This window comes from Brevibacterium luteolum (assembly GCF_013004595.1).
GTDB classification, from domain to species: Bacteria; Actinomycetota; Actinomycetes; order Actinomycetales; family Brevibacteriaceae; genus Brevibacterium; species Brevibacterium luteolum.
The window spans coordinates 327,278-341,059 of record NZ_JABEMC010000003.1; the positions used below are offsets into that span (position 1 = coordinate 327,278).

At 67.2% G+C, this 13,782-nt stretch carries 15 protein-coding genes and 1 tRNA gene; 7 read left to right on the forward strand and 9 right to left on the reverse strand.

Going from position 1 to position 13,782, the window contains the following annotated elements; translation table 11 throughout:
* Position 1 precedes the first annotated feature (1 nt).
* A complete protein-coding gene (locus tag HLA91_RS07015; RefSeq protein WP_102160097.1) occupies positions 2 to 706 on the reverse strand; it encodes an HAD family hydrolase in 705 nt (234 codons plus the stop codon).
* Between the two features lie 23 nt (positions 707 to 729).
* On the opposite strand from HLA91_RS07015, the gene HLA91_RS07020 reads away from it, so the two are divergent.
* Positions 730 to 1,566: a PAC2 family protein gene (locus HLA91_RS07020; protein WP_102160099.1), complete on the forward strand. Its 837-nt coding sequence runs from the start codon at positions 730 to 732 to the stop codon at positions 1,564 to 1,566.
* A gap of 61 nt (positions 1,567 to 1,627) precedes the next feature.
* On the opposite strand, the gene mshC is transcribed toward HLA91_RS07020, so the two are convergent.
* From mshC to HLA91_RS07035, 3 genes are all read right to left on the reverse strand, one after another.
* Complete coding sequence (gene mshC, locus HLA91_RS07025; RefSeq protein WP_102160101.1) at positions 1,628 to 2,860, reverse strand: cysteine--1-D-myo-inosityl 2-amino-2-deoxy-alpha-D-glucopyranoside ligase; 1,233 nt, start codon at positions 2,858 to 2,860, stop codon at positions 1,628 to 1,630.
* Between the two features lie 86 nt (positions 2,861 to 2,946).
* A complete protein-coding gene (locus HLA91_RS07030) occupies positions 2,947 to 3,843 on the reverse strand; it encodes an SCO1664 family protein (protein WP_170274099.1) in 897 nt (298 codons plus the stop codon).
* 8 nt (positions 3,844 to 3,851) lie between these two features.
* A complete protein-coding gene (locus HLA91_RS07035; RefSeq protein WP_170274100.1) occupies positions 3,852 to 4,418 on the reverse strand; it encodes a DUF3090 domain-containing protein in 567 nt (188 codons plus the stop codon).
* Between the two features lie 84 nt (positions 4,419 to 4,502).
* Between HLA91_RS07035 and HLA91_RS07040 the strand changes: the two genes are divergently transcribed.
* Positions 4,503 to 4,844, forward strand: coding sequence for a hypothetical protein (locus HLA91_RS07040; RefSeq protein ID WP_170274101.1), 342 nt, complete (start codon positions 4,503 to 4,505; stop codon positions 4,842 to 4,844).
* Positions 4,845 to 4,903: 59 nt separating this feature from the next.
* Here HLA91_RS07040 and HLA91_RS07045 read toward each other — a convergent pair whose 3' ends face one another.
* Positions 4,904 to 5,809, reverse strand: coding sequence for an aldo/keto reductase (locus tag HLA91_RS07045; protein WP_170274102.1), 906 nt, complete (start codon positions 5,807 to 5,809; stop codon positions 4,904 to 4,906).
* Between the two features lie 174 nt (positions 5,810 to 5,983).
* Here HLA91_RS07045 and HLA91_RS07050 point away from each other — a divergent pair, with 174 nt between their 5' ends.
* The gene (locus HLA91_RS07050; protein ID WP_170274103.1) at positions 5,984 to 6,811 is read left to right on the forward strand and encodes an undecaprenyl-diphosphate phosphatase; all 828 of its coding nucleotides are present in this window, start codon (positions 5,984 to 5,986) and stop codon (positions 6,809 to 6,811) included.
* Between the two features lie 46 nt (positions 6,812 to 6,857).
* Here HLA91_RS07050 and HLA91_RS07055 read toward each other — a convergent pair whose 3' ends face one another.
* Positions 6,858 to 7,538, reverse strand: a complete 681-nt coding sequence (locus HLA91_RS07055; RefSeq protein WP_102160109.1) for a histidine phosphatase family protein — start codon at positions 7,536 to 7,538, stop codon at positions 6,858 to 6,860.
* A gap of 123 nt (positions 7,539 to 7,661) precedes the next feature.
* On the opposite strand from HLA91_RS07055, the gene HLA91_RS07060 reads away from it, so the two are divergent.
* Both HLA91_RS07060 and HLA91_RS07065 read left to right on the forward strand, forming a co-directional pair.
* On the forward strand, positions 7,662 to 7,844 hold the full coding sequence (locus tag HLA91_RS07060) for a DUF5703 family protein (protein WP_311197719.1): 183 nt from the start codon (positions 7,662 to 7,664) through the stop codon (positions 7,842 to 7,844).
* On the forward strand, positions 7,841 to 8,812 hold the full coding sequence (locus tag HLA91_RS07065; protein WP_170274104.1) for a DMT family transporter: 972 nt from the start codon (positions 7,841 to 7,843) through the stop codon (positions 8,810 to 8,812). The genes HLA91_RS07060 and HLA91_RS07065 overlap by 4 nt, the downstream gene beginning before the upstream one ends.
* A gap of 40 nt (positions 8,813 to 8,852) precedes the next feature.
* Here the strand turns inward: HLA91_RS07065 and HLA91_RS07070 are convergent, their stop codons facing one another.
* Positions 8,853 to 10,163 (reverse strand): M20/M25/M40 family metallo-hydrolase, encoded by a 1,311-nt coding sequence (locus tag HLA91_RS07070; RefSeq protein WP_170274105.1) that lies wholly within the window; start codon positions 10,161 to 10,163, stop codon positions 8,853 to 8,855.
* Between the two features lie 249 nt (positions 10,164 to 10,412).
* Here HLA91_RS07070 and HLA91_RS07075 point away from each other — a divergent pair, with 249 nt between their 5' ends.
* Positions 10,413 to 11,702 carry an NAD-dependent epimerase/dehydratase family protein gene (locus HLA91_RS07075; protein WP_170274106.1) on the forward strand — a complete coding sequence of 430 codons (1,290 nt, stop codon included), beginning with the start codon at positions 10,413 to 10,415 and terminating at the stop codon, positions 11,700 to 11,702.
* Positions 11,702 to 12,889 (forward strand): glycosyltransferase family 4 protein, encoded by a 1,188-nt coding sequence (locus HLA91_RS07080; RefSeq protein WP_170274107.1) that lies wholly within the window; start codon positions 11,702 to 11,704, stop codon positions 12,887 to 12,889. The genes HLA91_RS07075 and HLA91_RS07080 overlap by 1 nt, the downstream gene beginning before the upstream one ends.
* Before the next feature lie 11 nt (positions 12,890 to 12,900).
* Here HLA91_RS07080 and HLA91_RS07085 read toward each other — a convergent pair whose 3' ends face one another.
* Together HLA91_RS07085 and HLA91_RS07090 are read right to left on the reverse strand one after the other, a co-directional pair.
* Positions 12,901 to 13,527, reverse strand: a complete 627-nt coding sequence (locus tag HLA91_RS07085; protein WP_170274108.1) for a hypothetical protein — start codon at positions 13,525 to 13,527, stop codon at positions 12,901 to 12,903.
* 157 nt (positions 13,528 to 13,684) lie between these two features.
* Positions 13,685 to 13,772, reverse strand: a tRNA-Leu gene (locus tag HLA91_RS07090).
* Between the last annotated feature and the right edge of the window lie 10 nt (positions 13,773 to 13,782).

The following is a 13,782-nucleotide window of genomic DNA, read 5'->3' on the forward strand; positions in this document are numbered from 1 at the left end:
CTCAGTGGCCGTCGTCGGACTGCTGGGCGTCAGCGACGCCGGGCCCGTGCGGGACGGCTTCGCCGATGAGACCGTCGAGCGACTGGGCGCTCATCCCCTCCAGGGTCGGCACGAGCCGCCGGCCAGGCTGTTCGGGAATCGGCACCAGATGCGGCACCCCGAAGGCGATGGTGCCTGCGGACTCGGCACTCGTGAGTCCTGGGACGGAGTCCTCGAACGCCACACACGCCTCAGGTGCCACGCCGAGGTGTGCGGCGCCGATGAGATACGGCGCCGGATCCGGTTTGCCGGCCGGCACCTCGTCGCCGGTGACCAAGGCTGCGAACGCACCCTCCGGGCAGGCGGCGGCGACGGCCTCGGCGAGCCGCCGATACGACATCGTCACCAGCGCGCACGGCACATTGTTGGCCTGCAGGTCTGCCAGCAGCTCACGGGCTCCGGGCCGGAACGGCACATGCTCGCCGATGAGCTCGATGACCCGGTCGAGGAGCAGTTCGACGATCTCCTCAGCCGGCAGCGTCAGGCCGTGGGCGATGAGGATGTGGGCAGAGGTCAGCAGCTCGTTACCGACCATGAGCATGCCCTTCTCCTCGTCCCAGTCGAGGCCGTGGGCGTGCATGAGCTCCGTTTCGGCGGTGATCCAGTACGGTTCGGTGTCGACGAGAGTGCCGTCCATGTCCCACAGGACTGCCGAGTAATGTCGCATGCCTCCTAGCGTAGTCTGTGCCCATGGACTTTCTGCCTCCCTCCGATCGCTGGCTGCGGATCATCGCCGTCGAAGGTATGGATGACGCAGGTCAGAGCGCCGTTGACGCCGCGCACCACCTCGTCGAGGCGTGGGATCTGCGCCCGGCTGAGGACCTGCTGACCGATGGCTACTACGACTACACGCTGGTGCGCCCGCGGCTGCGCCGCTCCGGTATGAGCGCTGAAGTCGAATGGCCGTGCATCGAGACCTATACCGGGACGGTGCCGGGCACGCCGATCAACGTCATCGTCATGATCGGACCGGAACCGACCTTCTACTGGGCTGATGCCTTCGAGGTGCTGCTCGACGGCGCGCGTTCCGGCGACCGGGTGGTGCTCATCAGCGGTGCCGCCGCGGCGGTCTCCCACCGCCGGCCGCTGCCGGTGGCGGTCACGAGCGAGCAGTCCGACATCGTCTCCGCCTACGACGGCGTCGAATCGGCCTACGGTGAAGGAACCGCTGGCCTGCTGGAGATCTTCGCCGTCATGCTCGCCGAGCAGCGCATCCCGGCGGTCACCCTGACGGTGTCCGTGCCCGGATATGTCGCCGGCACCACCTCGCCGAAGGCGATCCTGTCGCTGCTCGGTGCTTTTGAGGACCTGACCGGGTTCGTCGTCCCCCAGCACGATCTCGTCGAGGATGCCCGCGCCTGGGAGTTCGGTGTCGAGGAGTTCGTCGAGGCCAACCCCGACCTGCAGGATCACGTCGAGCACCTCGAATCGGTCGCTGAGACCTCCGAGCTGCCCGAAGCCAAGGGCGAGGCGATCGCCCGCGAGTTCGAGCGCTACCTGCAGCACCGGCGCCGCGACGGAAGCTGAGACGGCACCGGCCCGGCACCATCAGGTGCAGGGCCGGTCGTCAGTTCCGAGGCAGAAGCCCTCAGAGCTTGATGCCAAGGAGCGCGTCGATGGCCTCGACGATCTCCTCGGTGTCGGCCCGTGAGCCCTCGCTGCTCGTCGTGGCAGCCCACCGGTCGAGGGTCGACAGGGCTGAGGGCGTGTCGAGGTCGTCGCTGAGGTCGTGGCGCACATCGTCGATGACGTCAGCGGCGCTGACCGTCGAGCCGAGTTCGGCGGCCTTGCGCCACGTGGCCAGGCGCTGCTGGGCCTGCTCGAGCACCTCGTCGGAGTAGCTCCAGTCGCAGCGGTAGTGGTGGGCCAGCAGGGTCAGCCGCACGGCCATCGGGTCGACACCGGATTCGCGCAGCTTGGAGACGAAGACGAGGTTGCCGCGGGACTTGCTCATCTTCTCGCCCTCGTAGCCGACCATGCCGGTGTGCATGAACACCTGCGCGAACGGCTCACCGGTCAGCGCGGTCGCATGGGCTGCGCACATCTCGTGGTGCGGGAAGATGAGGTCTGAGCCGCCGCCCTGGATGGTGAGCGGGAAGCCGAGGTACTCATTGGCGATGGCCGCGCATTCGATGTGCCAGCCGGGTCGGCCGGGACCGAGCTCGCCGCCGTCCCAGGACGGTTCGCCTTCGCGTTCGGCGCGCCACAGCAGCGCATCGAGCGGGTCCTCCTTGCCGGGTGTGTCCGGGTCTCCTCCGCGTTCGCCGAACAGCCGCATCATCGTCTCGCGGTCGTAGTGCGATTCCGAGCCAAAGGCCGGTTTGATCGCGGCGTTGACACGGTAGTACACGTCGCCGTTGTCGAGCCGGTAGGCGTAGCCGTTGTGCAGCAGCTCGGTCACGGCTGAGACGACGAGGTCGATGCTCTCGACGGCGCCGATGTAGTGGTCGGGGGCGATGACGCGCAGCGCTTCCATGTCGCCGCGGAACCGCTCGATCTCACCGTCGGCCAGATCCCGCCAGTCGACGCCGGTGGCGTCGGCCCGCTCGAGCAGCGGGTCGTCGATGTCGGTGATGTTCTGGACGTAGGACACCTCCACACCGGCATCGCGCCACACTCGCTGCAGCACGTCGAAGGCCACATAGGTGGCGGCGTGACCGAGGTGTGTCGAGTCGTAGGGGGTGATCCCGCAGACGTAGAGTCGCGCGACCTTCTCCTTGCCTGGCGCCTGTACGGGTCCCTGCTCTGCAGTGCAGTAGACGTCGGGGCCGCGGCCGGAGCTGGAGAGCCTGGGAACATCAGGAGATTGCCATGGTTTCACGCTCCCAGCATACGAGTGAGTAATCAGCGACCTCAACACGGCCGAAATCCCGGCCCGCGGGAACGGGAGGCGTCAGCGTGCCCAGGTCACAGCGGAGGCCACGGAATCGGCGTCCGGGTCGCCGGTGGCAGCGGGAACGCCCCGAGATCAACCAGGCCGGCAGCACGTGCAGCGGTGGCGTCTGCCTCGGCATCGGTGAGCCAGTTCCCGAGGCGGTGGTGGAGTTCGGTGCTCTCAGCAACCTCGGCCAGCAGCCGGGCTTCGGCTGGGGTGAACGGTTCGCCGCAGAAGCCCCACAGCACCGTGCGCAGCTTCGGTTCGGCGTGGAAGGTCAGGCCGTGGTCGATGCCGAACACACCGGGGGCGGTGCCGTCGAAGCGGTAGTGGCCGCTGAGGATGTGCGAGGCCTTGCGGTCGGCGTTGTTGACGATGAGGTCGAATAGCGCGATCTGCCGCAGCGCCGGTGCCAGGGCGTGGGCGACGATGAGGTCCTCTCCGTCTTCGGACATGGCCGCGAAGATCGCAGCCCAGCCCTCAGGCACCTCGTCGGGTTCGAAGATGTCGACGAGCGCATCACCGGGGCTGAGCGTCTCGACATAGGCCTGCACAGAGCCCGGCCCGGCCGGCATGTCGGTGCGCATGACCGTCGGCGGGGCGACCGGCAGGCCGATGGCCTGCCCGAGTTCGAAGCAGGCGACCTCCCGGCCGGCCAGGGACTGGTGCGGGAAGTCGTGCAGCGGCCGCTCCCCCGCGGCGGGCTTGTACACTGCGCGCAGCACCGTGTCACCGGCTGATACGGTGATGAGCCGGGTGTCGTTCGACGCATGCGGGATGCGCCCGAGCTGGTGGACCTCGCCGGCGGCGAGCACCTCGACGATGCTGGCGGTGTCGTCGGCCTCGGACAGGTGCGTCGGAGTGTCGATGCGGACGGAGATCTCCGGCCAGTCGGGACTGGAGTCGCTGTGCCCGCTGCGGGTGGTCATATCCGGCATCAGCGCGCGATTCCGTTGGCGCGCGGGCACATGTGGCCAGCCGGGTCGAGCGGCAGCGCGCAGAAGGGGCAGTCCGAGCGTCCGGCATTGACGACCTGATCGGCGCGGCGGGCGAACTCGCGGGCCTGGCCGGCGGTCAGCGTCACCTTGAGTGAGCGGCGCTCCTGGGAGTCGTCATCCGGGTCGCCGCTCGTGCCGGACTCGGCATCCTGCTGGGTGAGTTCGAAGCATTCGACGATGAGCAGCCCGGCCTGGGTGTCCCAGCCCAGGCTCATCGTGCCGACGATGAACTCGGAGTCGACCGGCATCGCCAGCCCGGCGTTGTCGATGAGCTCCTCGAGAGGGCCGACGGGGATCGGCACGGTGCTGGCCCCCCTGGCCCGGACCATGTCGAGCAGTTCGTCCATCCGCTCTCCGAGCATCTCGACCTGCTCCTTCTCCAGCGTCACCGAGGTGACAACCCCCTCGGAGGCAACCTGGAGGAAGAAGGTGCGCTCACCCGGCAGGCCGACGGTCCCGGCGATGAACCGGTCGGGTGACGGGTGTTCGAAGATCGGGACGGCCATAGTCCTTACCCTATGACATTCGATTCCCCTCGTCATCGGCTCGAACTGGTGACGCGGCCAGCAGAAGGGGGGTACATTGGAGGCATGAGCCTTGAACCCGATGTGGCCCTGGAAGAGTTCCTTTCGGCAATCCGCGAGCACTACGCTGCAGCGGCTCACCGTTCCTCCGATGAGGACCCGCGAGTCGAAGCCACGTACATGGCCTTGGCCGAGGCTTTCGACATCTACGAGGACGCCCTCTATCGCGCATTCGAGGAGGTCACGCCCTTTGAGCTCTTCGATGATCAAGAAGATGCCAAGGCCGACCTCGGCGACGATGACGATGACGACGACTTCGATGATGATTTCGACGATGACTACGACGAAGACGATGATGATGACGACTTCGACGACGATTACGACGATGAGGTCACCGTCAAGCAGTGAGCGCTAAGCGCTGCTGCCCCACCCTCACCTGAACAGCGCCTGTTGCCGTGCCCGAGGTGTCAGCTGGGTTCGGAGATCTGGTCGAGGACCTGGAGGATCTCCGGCTGCAGTTCGGAATCGCTGTTGAGCAGCTGCGTGAGCTGATCGGTCGTACGCGGGCTGATGAGGCTGCAGGCCGGCGCCTGTGAGCGCATCCAGGCCAGCGCGACATCGACCGGGGCGATCTCCAGGCTCGAAGCGGCCTTGCTCACGCCGGCCACGATCCGCTGCGCATCATCGCTCAGATACCCCTGCATATAGCCATCCCGGTGGACGGCTGCCCGCGAATCCGCCGGAACGGCCCTGGCGTACTGGCCTGAGAGCACGCCGCGGCCGAGCGCGGCACCGGCGACCATCCCGATGCCCAGATAGTCAGCGGCCGGGGCGACATCGGTCTCTGCCGAGCGCTCGAGCAGCGAATGCTCGTTGAACGCAGCGACCACCGGGATGCCGGCGCCGGCGACAGCGGCCAGCTGCCAGCCGGAATGATAAGCGCAGGCGACATAGTCGATGTCCCCGGCGCTCAGCAGCGTCTCGAGTGCTGAGGCGGTCTCCTCCAGCGGCGTGGTCACGTCGAAGCCGTCGAGGACGAGGACCTCGATGTGGTCGCGGCGCATCCGCTGCATGAGCTGGCGGGTCTGTCTGAGCACCTGTTGCCGGGACAGGCTGAGGACCGGTTCATCACCGCGCTGGGCGACGCCGACACGGGCGCACACAGTGACTTCGGGGCTGACTGTCAGCTTCCCGAGCAGATCGGCCGCCGGCGAGGCGAACGACGGCAGCTCAAGAGTCGTGCCTCCGGCCTCACTGTAGGAATCGAGGAGCTGCTGAGCGGTCTCCGCCTCAACCCTGCTACCCCAGTCGAAGGTGCCGAGTCCGAGCTCGGAGAGCTCCAGACCTGATGTTCCGACGCGGTGAACGTGCATAGTCCTTGAGGTTACCTGATCAGTGGGTCTACCCTGATGTGGGTCTGCCCGCCGGTGCGTCGTCGCCGCCATGTGACGAATCCCCCGAGCTGACCCCAACCCCGCCGCCAGATCCCCGGCGCCGGAGTCTGCCCACACCGCCGCTGGCGGGTGCCTACAGCTAGGAGTAAGTGCATGGATTGGCTCATCGCCGCGATCCTCGGAGTCGTGCAGGGACTCACGGAGTTCCTGCCGATCTCCTCATCAGCACATCTGCGGATCGTCGGCGAGTTCCTGCTGCCGGGTGAGGACCCGGGAGCGTTCTTCACCGCCATCGTGCAGATCGGCACTGAGACCGCGGTGCTCGTGTACTTCTGGAAGGACATCACCAGCATCATCGCCGCATGGTGCAAAGCGCTTGTGGGACGCGGTCCCAAGGACGACCCGAAGGTCCGGCTCGGCTGGCTCATCATCCTCGGCTCGATCCCGATCGCTGTGCTCGGCTTGCTGTTCGAAAGCCAGATCGAGACTGTGCTGCGCAGCCTGTGGATCACCGCGACGATGCTCATCGTCTTCGGCATCATCCTCGGCGTGGCCGACAAGTACGGTTCGCGCACCTATGAGCTCAAGGACATGACCTGGGGTCAGGGCATCCTCTACGGCCTCGCGCAGGCGATGGCCCTCATCCCCGGTGTCTCGCGCTCCGGCGGCACGATCATCGCCGGCCGCCTCATGGGCTTCAAGCGCGAAGCCGCTGCCCGCTACTCGTTCCTGCTCGCCGTCCCGGCCGTCATGGCCTCGGGCTTCTACGGCCTGTTCAAGAGCATCGGCGAGCCGATGGTGCTCGGCTGGGGCCCGACCGCGCTGGCGACACTCGTGAGCTTCGTCGTCGGCTACGTCGTCATCGTCGGGTTCCTCAAGTTCATCTCCACCCGCTCGTTCGCCGTCTTCGTGTGGTACCGCGTCATCATCGGCCTGGTCATCTACGCACTGCTGGGTGCCGGAGTCATCTCCGCGATCTGACCGGCCCGCCGCTCCCCTGGCCCGCCGCTCCCCTGACCGGGAGCGGTCATCGGCCGCCGCCGAGGTCGGGGGCGGCTTGGCGTCCGCCGGCGGTGACCGACATGGCGGTCACGACCGGATGCCCGGTGGCCGGGTAGGAGATGACGCTGAAGGATCCCGGGGCCACCGCGATGCGCTGGAAGCGGTCGAGCGGGCTGCCGAGGGCATCGGCGAGGATCGCTTTGATGATGTCACCGTGGCTGACGATGATCCCGACGCTGTCCTCCTGGGTCTTCTCATCCTCGCCACTGGCCACGGTGCGCTGCCGCAGCTCGGCGACCAGCGCCTCGGCTGCGGCGATCCCCCGAGAGGCCGCCGCCTGCAGCGACTCCCCGCCGGGGAAGACCATCGTCGAGGGGCTTTCGGCCACCCGCGCCCACTCAGGGTGCTCCTTGAGCGAGGTGAGCGGCTGGCCGCTCCACTGCCCGTAGTCGACTTCGGCCAGGCCCGGGTCCTCGCGTGTCTGGCCGACGGTGATGATGCCGAGCAGCTCTTCGGTCGTCTGCACACACCGCATGAGCGGTGAGTGCCGCAGCGCGGTGATCGTGGCGAACGGCAGGATGCCGGCCAGACTGCGGATCTGGGCACGGCCGGCCTCGGTGAGCGCGACCCCGGGTGTGCGGCCGGCCAGCAGGCCGGCGGCGTTGGCATCGCTCTCCCCATGCCGGATGAGAACCAGATGGACCATACGCCTCAGGATAGTGCACGCCGGCCACGCCGTGTCCGCCTTGCGAGCCGCCCGGGAATCGGGCTGGCCTGGTGATAATCTCATCGGAGCGAAGGAGGGAATGTGAAGCGACGTCGTACACCTGTGGAGTACGAGTTCCGGACCGTGAGCCTGCATCGGGAGATGACCCGATCCGAAGCCGCCCGCCTGCTGACCGAGGAAGCCGAATACGGCCGCTGGGAGCTGGCGCGCACCCGGATCGGGATGGGCGGGTCGAAGACCGTGTGGCTGCGTCGCCGCATCATCCGCATCAAGCACTCCGCATGACGGCCACCGCTTCCCGCGGGCCGGCGCTGCTGTCAGCCGTGGCGATGATCGCCGCCGGCATCGCGATGTCCATCCAGGGCACCACCAACGGCCACCTCGCCGCCGCCCTCGGCCACGGCCTGTATTCCGCGTTCATCTCCTTCACCGGCGGCTTCGTCGTCCTGTGCCTCGCCATTCCGTTCGCCCCCGCCGCCCGACGTGGACTCGGACGCGCCTGGCAGCTCGTGCGCCGCCGCGAGTTCCCGTGGTGGATGCTCACCGGCGGCATCGGCGGCGCCTCTGTCGTCATCGCCCAGTCGCTGACGGTCCCGCTGTTCGGCGTGGCGACATTCATCATGTCGTTCGTGTGCGGTCAGCTGCTCGGCGGGATCATCGTCGACAACACCCACCTGAGCCCAGGCGGACGCAGGGCACCGAGCGTCCCCCGCGTCGCCGGCGTCATCATCGTCCTCCTCGGCGTCGTCGTGTCCTCCTCCGGGGCACTATCGCACGGCGTTCCCCTGTGGGCGCCGCTGCTGCCGCTGACCTCCGGTGCGCTCACGGCATTCCAGCAGGCCTTCAACGGCAACCTCAACACCGCCTCCCGCTCGGCATTCGCAGCGACGTTCACGAACTTCCTCGTCGGTTCGCTGTTCCTCTTCGCCGCAGCGATCCTCGTGCGCCTGTCCGGCGTGCCGATCAGCGGGTTCCCGCAGCTGCCGGGTCAGTGGTGGATGCTCATCGGCGGTGTGCTCGGCGTCATGTACATCGGCTTCTCCACCGTGGCCGTCGGCCGGCTGGGGGTGCTGCTCATCAGCCTGCTGGCGCTGTTCGGCAATCTACTCGGCTCACTCGTCATCGACCTGCTCTTCCCCGTCGGGGCTGCGCCGATCGGCCCGCAGACGTTCATCGCGATCGGGCTTGTGCTCCTCGGCGTCGTCGTCGCCTCGATCCAGCGCCGTCAGCGCTGGCTGGAGGACGACGACTGACACCGCGACAGCTGCCGCAGTGAGAACAGGTGCGGATGGCTCAGGCGTCCATGAGGAACCGGCCGAGCACCCGGGCACCGAATTCCAGAGCTGAGACCGGCACCCGCTCGTCGACACCGTGGAACATCGCCGGGAAGTCGAGATCCGGGGTCAGGCGCAGCGGTGCGAAGCCGTAGCCGGTGATCCCCAGCAGCGAGAGCGCCTTGTTGTCGGTGCCGCCTGAGAGCGTGTACGGCAGCACTGTGGCATCCGGGTCCTCCTCCTGCAGGGAGGCGACCATCGTGTCGACGAGCCGTCCGCCGAAGGGCGATTCGAGCGCGGTGGCCACGATCTCCTCTTCGATGTCGACACCCTCGCCGGCGAGCTCCTTGAGCTTGAGCTTGAGGTCCTCGTACTGACCGGGCAGGTGCCGGCAGTCGATGTAGGCCGAGGCGGTCGAGGGGATGACGTTGTGCTTGTACCCGGCTTCGAGCATCGACGGGTTCGAGGTGTTGGCGAACGTCGCGCCGACGAACTTGGCCACCGAGCCGAGCTCGTCGAGCAGCTCGCCGTAGGTCTCTGCACTGAAGGGGATCCCGGTGAGCTCGGACACGCCGACGAGGAGGTCGCGGGTGGCCTGCGGCATCTGCTCAGGCCACTCGTACGCGCCGATCCGCGCGACCGCCTCGGCGAGCTTGGTGACCGGGTTGTCACGGTTGATCTGCGAGCCGTGCCCGGCCGTGCCGCGGGCGATGAGCTTGAGCCAGGCGATGCCCTTCTCCGCAGTCTGGACGAGATACACGCGCTGGCCGCGGATATCGACGGAGTAACCGCCGACCTCGGAGATCGCCTCGGTGGCGCCGTCGAACACCTCGGGATGGTTCTTGGCCATCCACTGCGAACCGTAGAGCCCGCCTGCCTCCTCATCAGCGAAGAAGACGATGATGAGATCGCGGCGCGGGCGTAGATTTTCGCGCATCATCGTACGCACGACCGCGATGATCATCGCGTCCATGTCCTTCATGTCAACGGCTCCACGACCCCAAACGAGACCGTCGCGGATCTCCCCGGCGAACGGGTCGACAGACCATTCGGAGGCATCGGCGGGAACCACATCGGTGTGACCGTGCACGACGAGCGCCGGCGCCTCGGGATCGGTGCCCGGCACCCGGGTCACCAGCGTCGCGCGGCCGGGAGCGGACTCGTAGATTTGGGACTCCAGGCCGACCTCGGCGAACCAGGCGGCGATCTGGTCAGCGGCCGGACGCTCGGGATTGCACTTGTTGTTGCCCCAGTTCTGCGTGTCGATGCGGATGAGCTCCTGGCACAGGCGGGTGACCTCTGCCTCGGCGCTGGCGAACTGATGACTCATCGGCACTCTCCATTCTCACTCGCGGCGGTGCGGCCGGGCCGGCCTGAGCCGAGCGTACACCGGAAGCGCAAGCACGTTCGCGAGCGTTCGTCATCCGGAAATCGGCGAACCGCAGATGAATACCCCGTAACGCCTTCGAAGCCGGGGCCCTCCGGCGCGTCCCCGCGTGTGTGGGCGGCGTGTGCATATGACAGACTACGACTAAGTGTCCCGGCGCGAGCGCGCCGTCGTCGATCGAGGAGGAGCAAGATGAAGACTGTTGTCTGCGGTGGAGACGGATTCTGCGGCTGGCCGACAGCCCTGCATCTCTCAGCGCGAGGCCACGACGTTGTCATCCTCGACAATCTGTCCCGCCGGGCGATCGACGAGGAGCTCGGTGCGGAGTCGCTGACCCCGATCGCCTCGATCGAAGAACGGCTCGACGCCTGGGAGGAGCTGACCGGCAAGCGGATCGGCTTCGCCCAGATCGACCTGGCGCAGGACTACGAAGCCGTGCTGCGCCTGCTCGGCGAGTACGCACCCGACACCGTCATCCACTTCGCCGAACAGCGGGCAGCGCCGTACTCGATGAAGTCCCCGGCGCACAAGCGCTACACCGTCGACAACAACGTCAACGCCACCCACAACCTGCTCGCTGCGATCGTCGAGAACGGCTCCGACATCCACCTCGTGCACCTGGGCACGATGGGCGTCTACGGCTACGGGACCGCCGGCATGGAGATCCCCGAGGGCTACCTCGATGTGCAGGTCACCGCCGACAAGGATGCCGAGGGACGGCCGTGCGAGCCGTACCAGGTCGAACAGCAGATCCTGTACCCGACGAACCCGGGTTCGATCTACCACATGACGAAGGTGCTCGATCAGCACCTGTTCGCCTACTACGCCAAGAACGATGCGCTGCGCATCACCGACCTGCACCAAGGCATCATCTGGGGTACGAACACCGCAGAGACCAAGCTCGATGAGCGCCTGGTCAACCGCTTCGACTACGACGGCGACTACGGCACCGTGCTCAACCGGTTCCTCATGCAGTCGGCGGTCGGCTACCCGCTGACCGTCCACGGCACCGGCGGGCAGACACGCGCATTCATCCACATCCAGGACATGGTCCGCTGTGTGGAGATCGCGGTGGACAATCCCCCTGAGGCCGGTGAGCGGGTCAAGATCTTCAACCAGCTGACCGAGACCCACCGGGTGCGCGAACTCGCCGAGCTCATCTGCTCGATCACCGGCGCCCGCCTGGAGAACGTGCCCAACCCGCGCCACGAATCGGCAGAGAACGACCTGCACGCCTCGAACGCGACGTTCCTGGCACTCGGGCTCAAGCCGACGACTCTGTCCGACGGGCTGCTCATGGAGGTCAATGAGACCGCCAAGCGCTACGCCCACCGGGCAGACCTGTCGAAGATCCCGGCGTCCTCGGTCTGGACCAAGCACCAGCAGCCGGGTGTGCCCACCGTCCCGGCCGACACCTCGGACCTGGCCGATGCGCAGGCCAGAGGTGACCACGACGAGACGGCGGCGGTATCCGGCAGCTGATGCGCATCGCCCTCTTCACAGAAGTCTTCCTGCCGAAGATCGACGGAGTCGTCACCCGGCTCATGGGCACCCTCGACCACCTGGCCGATATGGGCCATGAGGTCGTCGTGTTCGCCCCAGGCCACCCACCGGCCCGCTATGCCGGGTTCCGGGTGGTGCCGGTGCGATCTGTGTCCTTCAAGCCGTGGTACCCCGAGCTGCGGGTCGGCCTGCCGACGTCGAACATCGCCAAGACGATGGAGCGCTTCCACCCGCATGTCGTCCATGCGGTCAACCCAATCTGGCTGGCCGCCTACGGCACGATGTCCTCGAAGCGGCGCGATCTGCCGATGCTCGCGTCCTTCCATACGAATGTGCCGGAGTACACGCAGCGGCTCGGGCTCGAGTGGATCACCGACACGACCGAGCGGTGGATCACGTGGATCCACAACCTCGCCGAGGTCAACCTGTGCACCTCGCAGCCGATGATCGAGCAGGCCGCGGCGGCTGGGATCAAGAACCTCGACCTGTGGCCGCGGGCCGTCGACACGCAGACCTACCATCCGGGCAACTACTCGCAGCGGATGCGCGAGCGGCTCACCGACGGGCACCCGGAGGACCGGCTGCTCGTCTATGTCGGGCGGATGTCGAAGGAGAAGGATCTCGACGTGCTGCGCGGCGTCATCGCCCGCGCACCGAAGGGAACCCGGCTGGCGATGGTCGGCTCGGGACCGCATCTCAAGCAGCTGGAGGCTGAGTTCGCCGGCACCCCGACGCTGTTCACCGGCTACATGAGCGGTCAGGAGCTGGCCGAGGCCTACGCCTCAGCCGACGTGTTCGTCTTCCCTTCGACCACTGAGACCTTAGGGCTGGTGGCGCTGGAGTCGATGGCCTCAGGCGTGCCGGTCGTCGCTGCGCGGGCAGGCGGCATCCCGTTCGCCGTGCCCGACGGTGTCGGCGGGCTGCTGTGCGAACCCCATTCGAGTGAGGACATGTCAGCTCAGGTCAACCGTCTGCTGGCAGATGAGAGCCTGCGCTCAGCATTGGCCGCCGGCGGGCAGGCCGAGATGGAGCAGCACAGCTGGCGGGCGGCGACCGAGAAGCTCGTCGAAAGCTACGAGCTGGCCATCGAGCGGCACTGGTCGGACTATGTGCCCCCGCGCTGGCGGATCAAGACGTTCGGCCGGCCGATGCCGCGCGCAACCTGACCGAGCCGAGGTCAAACCTGCTCAGCTGCGGCCTTGGCGTCGTTCCAGCTGCCGAAGTGATTGCGCACCGAGGCGCCTGACGGCCTGGCCCGGCCGGCGGCCCGTTCGTCCTTGGCCCATGCCTCATAGCGGCTGAAGCTCTCCGCTCCCCCGGCTGCGTGCGCATCAGTGAGGAAATCGCTGACCGCGCTGCGGAATGCTTCAGGAGAGTAGTGGAAGGCGCCCCGCCTGCGGCCCCCGCCCGAGGTGGGGAAGCCCAGCGAGCTCAGAGCGTCGTTCCAGAAGTTCGTGCCCAGCCGCTTGCGCACTGTCTGGCTCGTCGGCGGCCAGATCTGGTGCCCAGCCTGGCCCGCGAACTCCAGACCGCGCACCGCGCGGGCACGCGCGGCATCATAGGCGTCCTTGGAGAACGGCACCGCCGAACCTGCTGTGAGCTCGGCGCGGGTGGCAGCGATGAGTGCGAAGACGTTGAGCACATCAGCACGGGTCCTGCCCTGCTCATGCAGGACCTCTTCGAGTTCCGCGGCAGCCTCGGACTCGACCGCACCGCTGATCTCCTCTGCCGGTGTCAGGTTCTGTGACAGCGCGTAGAGATAGTGGACAGCGGCAGTGACGAGCTCACTTCGCGTAGAGGGCACTGATGACTTCCTTGTCTTGCCGGGAACACGGTTCGGATGGGCTGCATCCTCACCGGCGAGTATGTCACAGAATCCCGTGCAGACGGAGGCTCGGCCGACATGCAGAAAGCCCCGGCACCTCAATGGTTCCGGGGCTTTCAACGGCCTGAGCCGGTTGTGCGCGAGGGGGGACTTGAACCCCCACGCCCGATATAGTGGGCACTAGCACCTCAAGCTAGCGCGTCTACCAATTCCGCCACCCGCGCGGGCAACAGA

What these genes read in the sequence shown, in the direction of transcription:
- HLA91_RS07015 (WP_102160097.1), bottom strand. Translation starts at nt 706, where the DNA reads ATGCGACATTACTCGGCAGTCCTGTGGGACATGGACGGCACTCTCGTC.
- HLA91_RS07020 (WP_102160099.1), top strand. Translation starts at nt 730, where the DNA reads ATGGACTTTCTGCCTCCCTCCGATCGCTGGCTGCGGATCATCGCCGTC.
- HLA91_RS07030 (WP_170274099.1), bottom strand. Translation starts at nt 3,843, where the DNA reads ATGACCACCCGCAGCGGGCACAGCGACTCCAGTCCCGACTGGCCGGAG.
- HLA91_RS07035 (WP_170274100.1), bottom strand. Translation starts at nt 4,418, where the DNA reads ATGGCCGTCCCGATCTTCGAACACCCGTCACCCGACCGGTTCATCGCC.
- HLA91_RS07040 (WP_170274101.1), top strand. Translation starts at nt 4,503, where the DNA reads ATGAGCCTTGAACCCGATGTGGCCCTGGAAGAGTTCCTTTCGGCAATC.
- HLA91_RS07045 (WP_170274102.1), bottom strand. Translation starts at nt 5,809, where the DNA reads ATGCACGTTCACCGCGTCGGAACATCAGGTCTGGAGCTCTCCGAGCTC.
- HLA91_RS07050 (WP_170274103.1), top strand. Translation starts at nt 5,984, where the DNA reads ATGGATTGGCTCATCGCCGCGATCCTCGGAGTCGTGCAGGGACTCACG.
- HLA91_RS07055 (WP_102160109.1), bottom strand. Translation starts at nt 7,538, where the DNA reads ATGGTCCATCTGGTTCTCATCCGGCATGGGGAGAGCGATGCCAACGCC.
- HLA91_RS07065 (WP_170274104.1), top strand. Translation starts at nt 7,841, where the DNA reads ATGACGGCCACCGCTTCCCGCGGGCCGGCGCTGCTGTCAGCCGTGGCG.
- HLA91_RS07070 (WP_170274105.1), bottom strand. Translation starts at nt 10,163, where the DNA reads ATGAGTCATCAGTTCGCCAGCGCCGAGGCAGAGGTCACCCGCCTGTGC.
- HLA91_RS07075 (WP_170274106.1), top strand. Translation starts at nt 10,413, where the DNA reads ATGAAGACTGTTGTCTGCGGTGGAGACGGATTCTGCGGCTGGCCGACA.
- HLA91_RS07080 (WP_170274107.1), top strand. Translation starts at nt 11,702, where the DNA reads ATGCGCATCGCCCTCTTCACAGAAGTCTTCCTGCCGAAGATCGACGGA.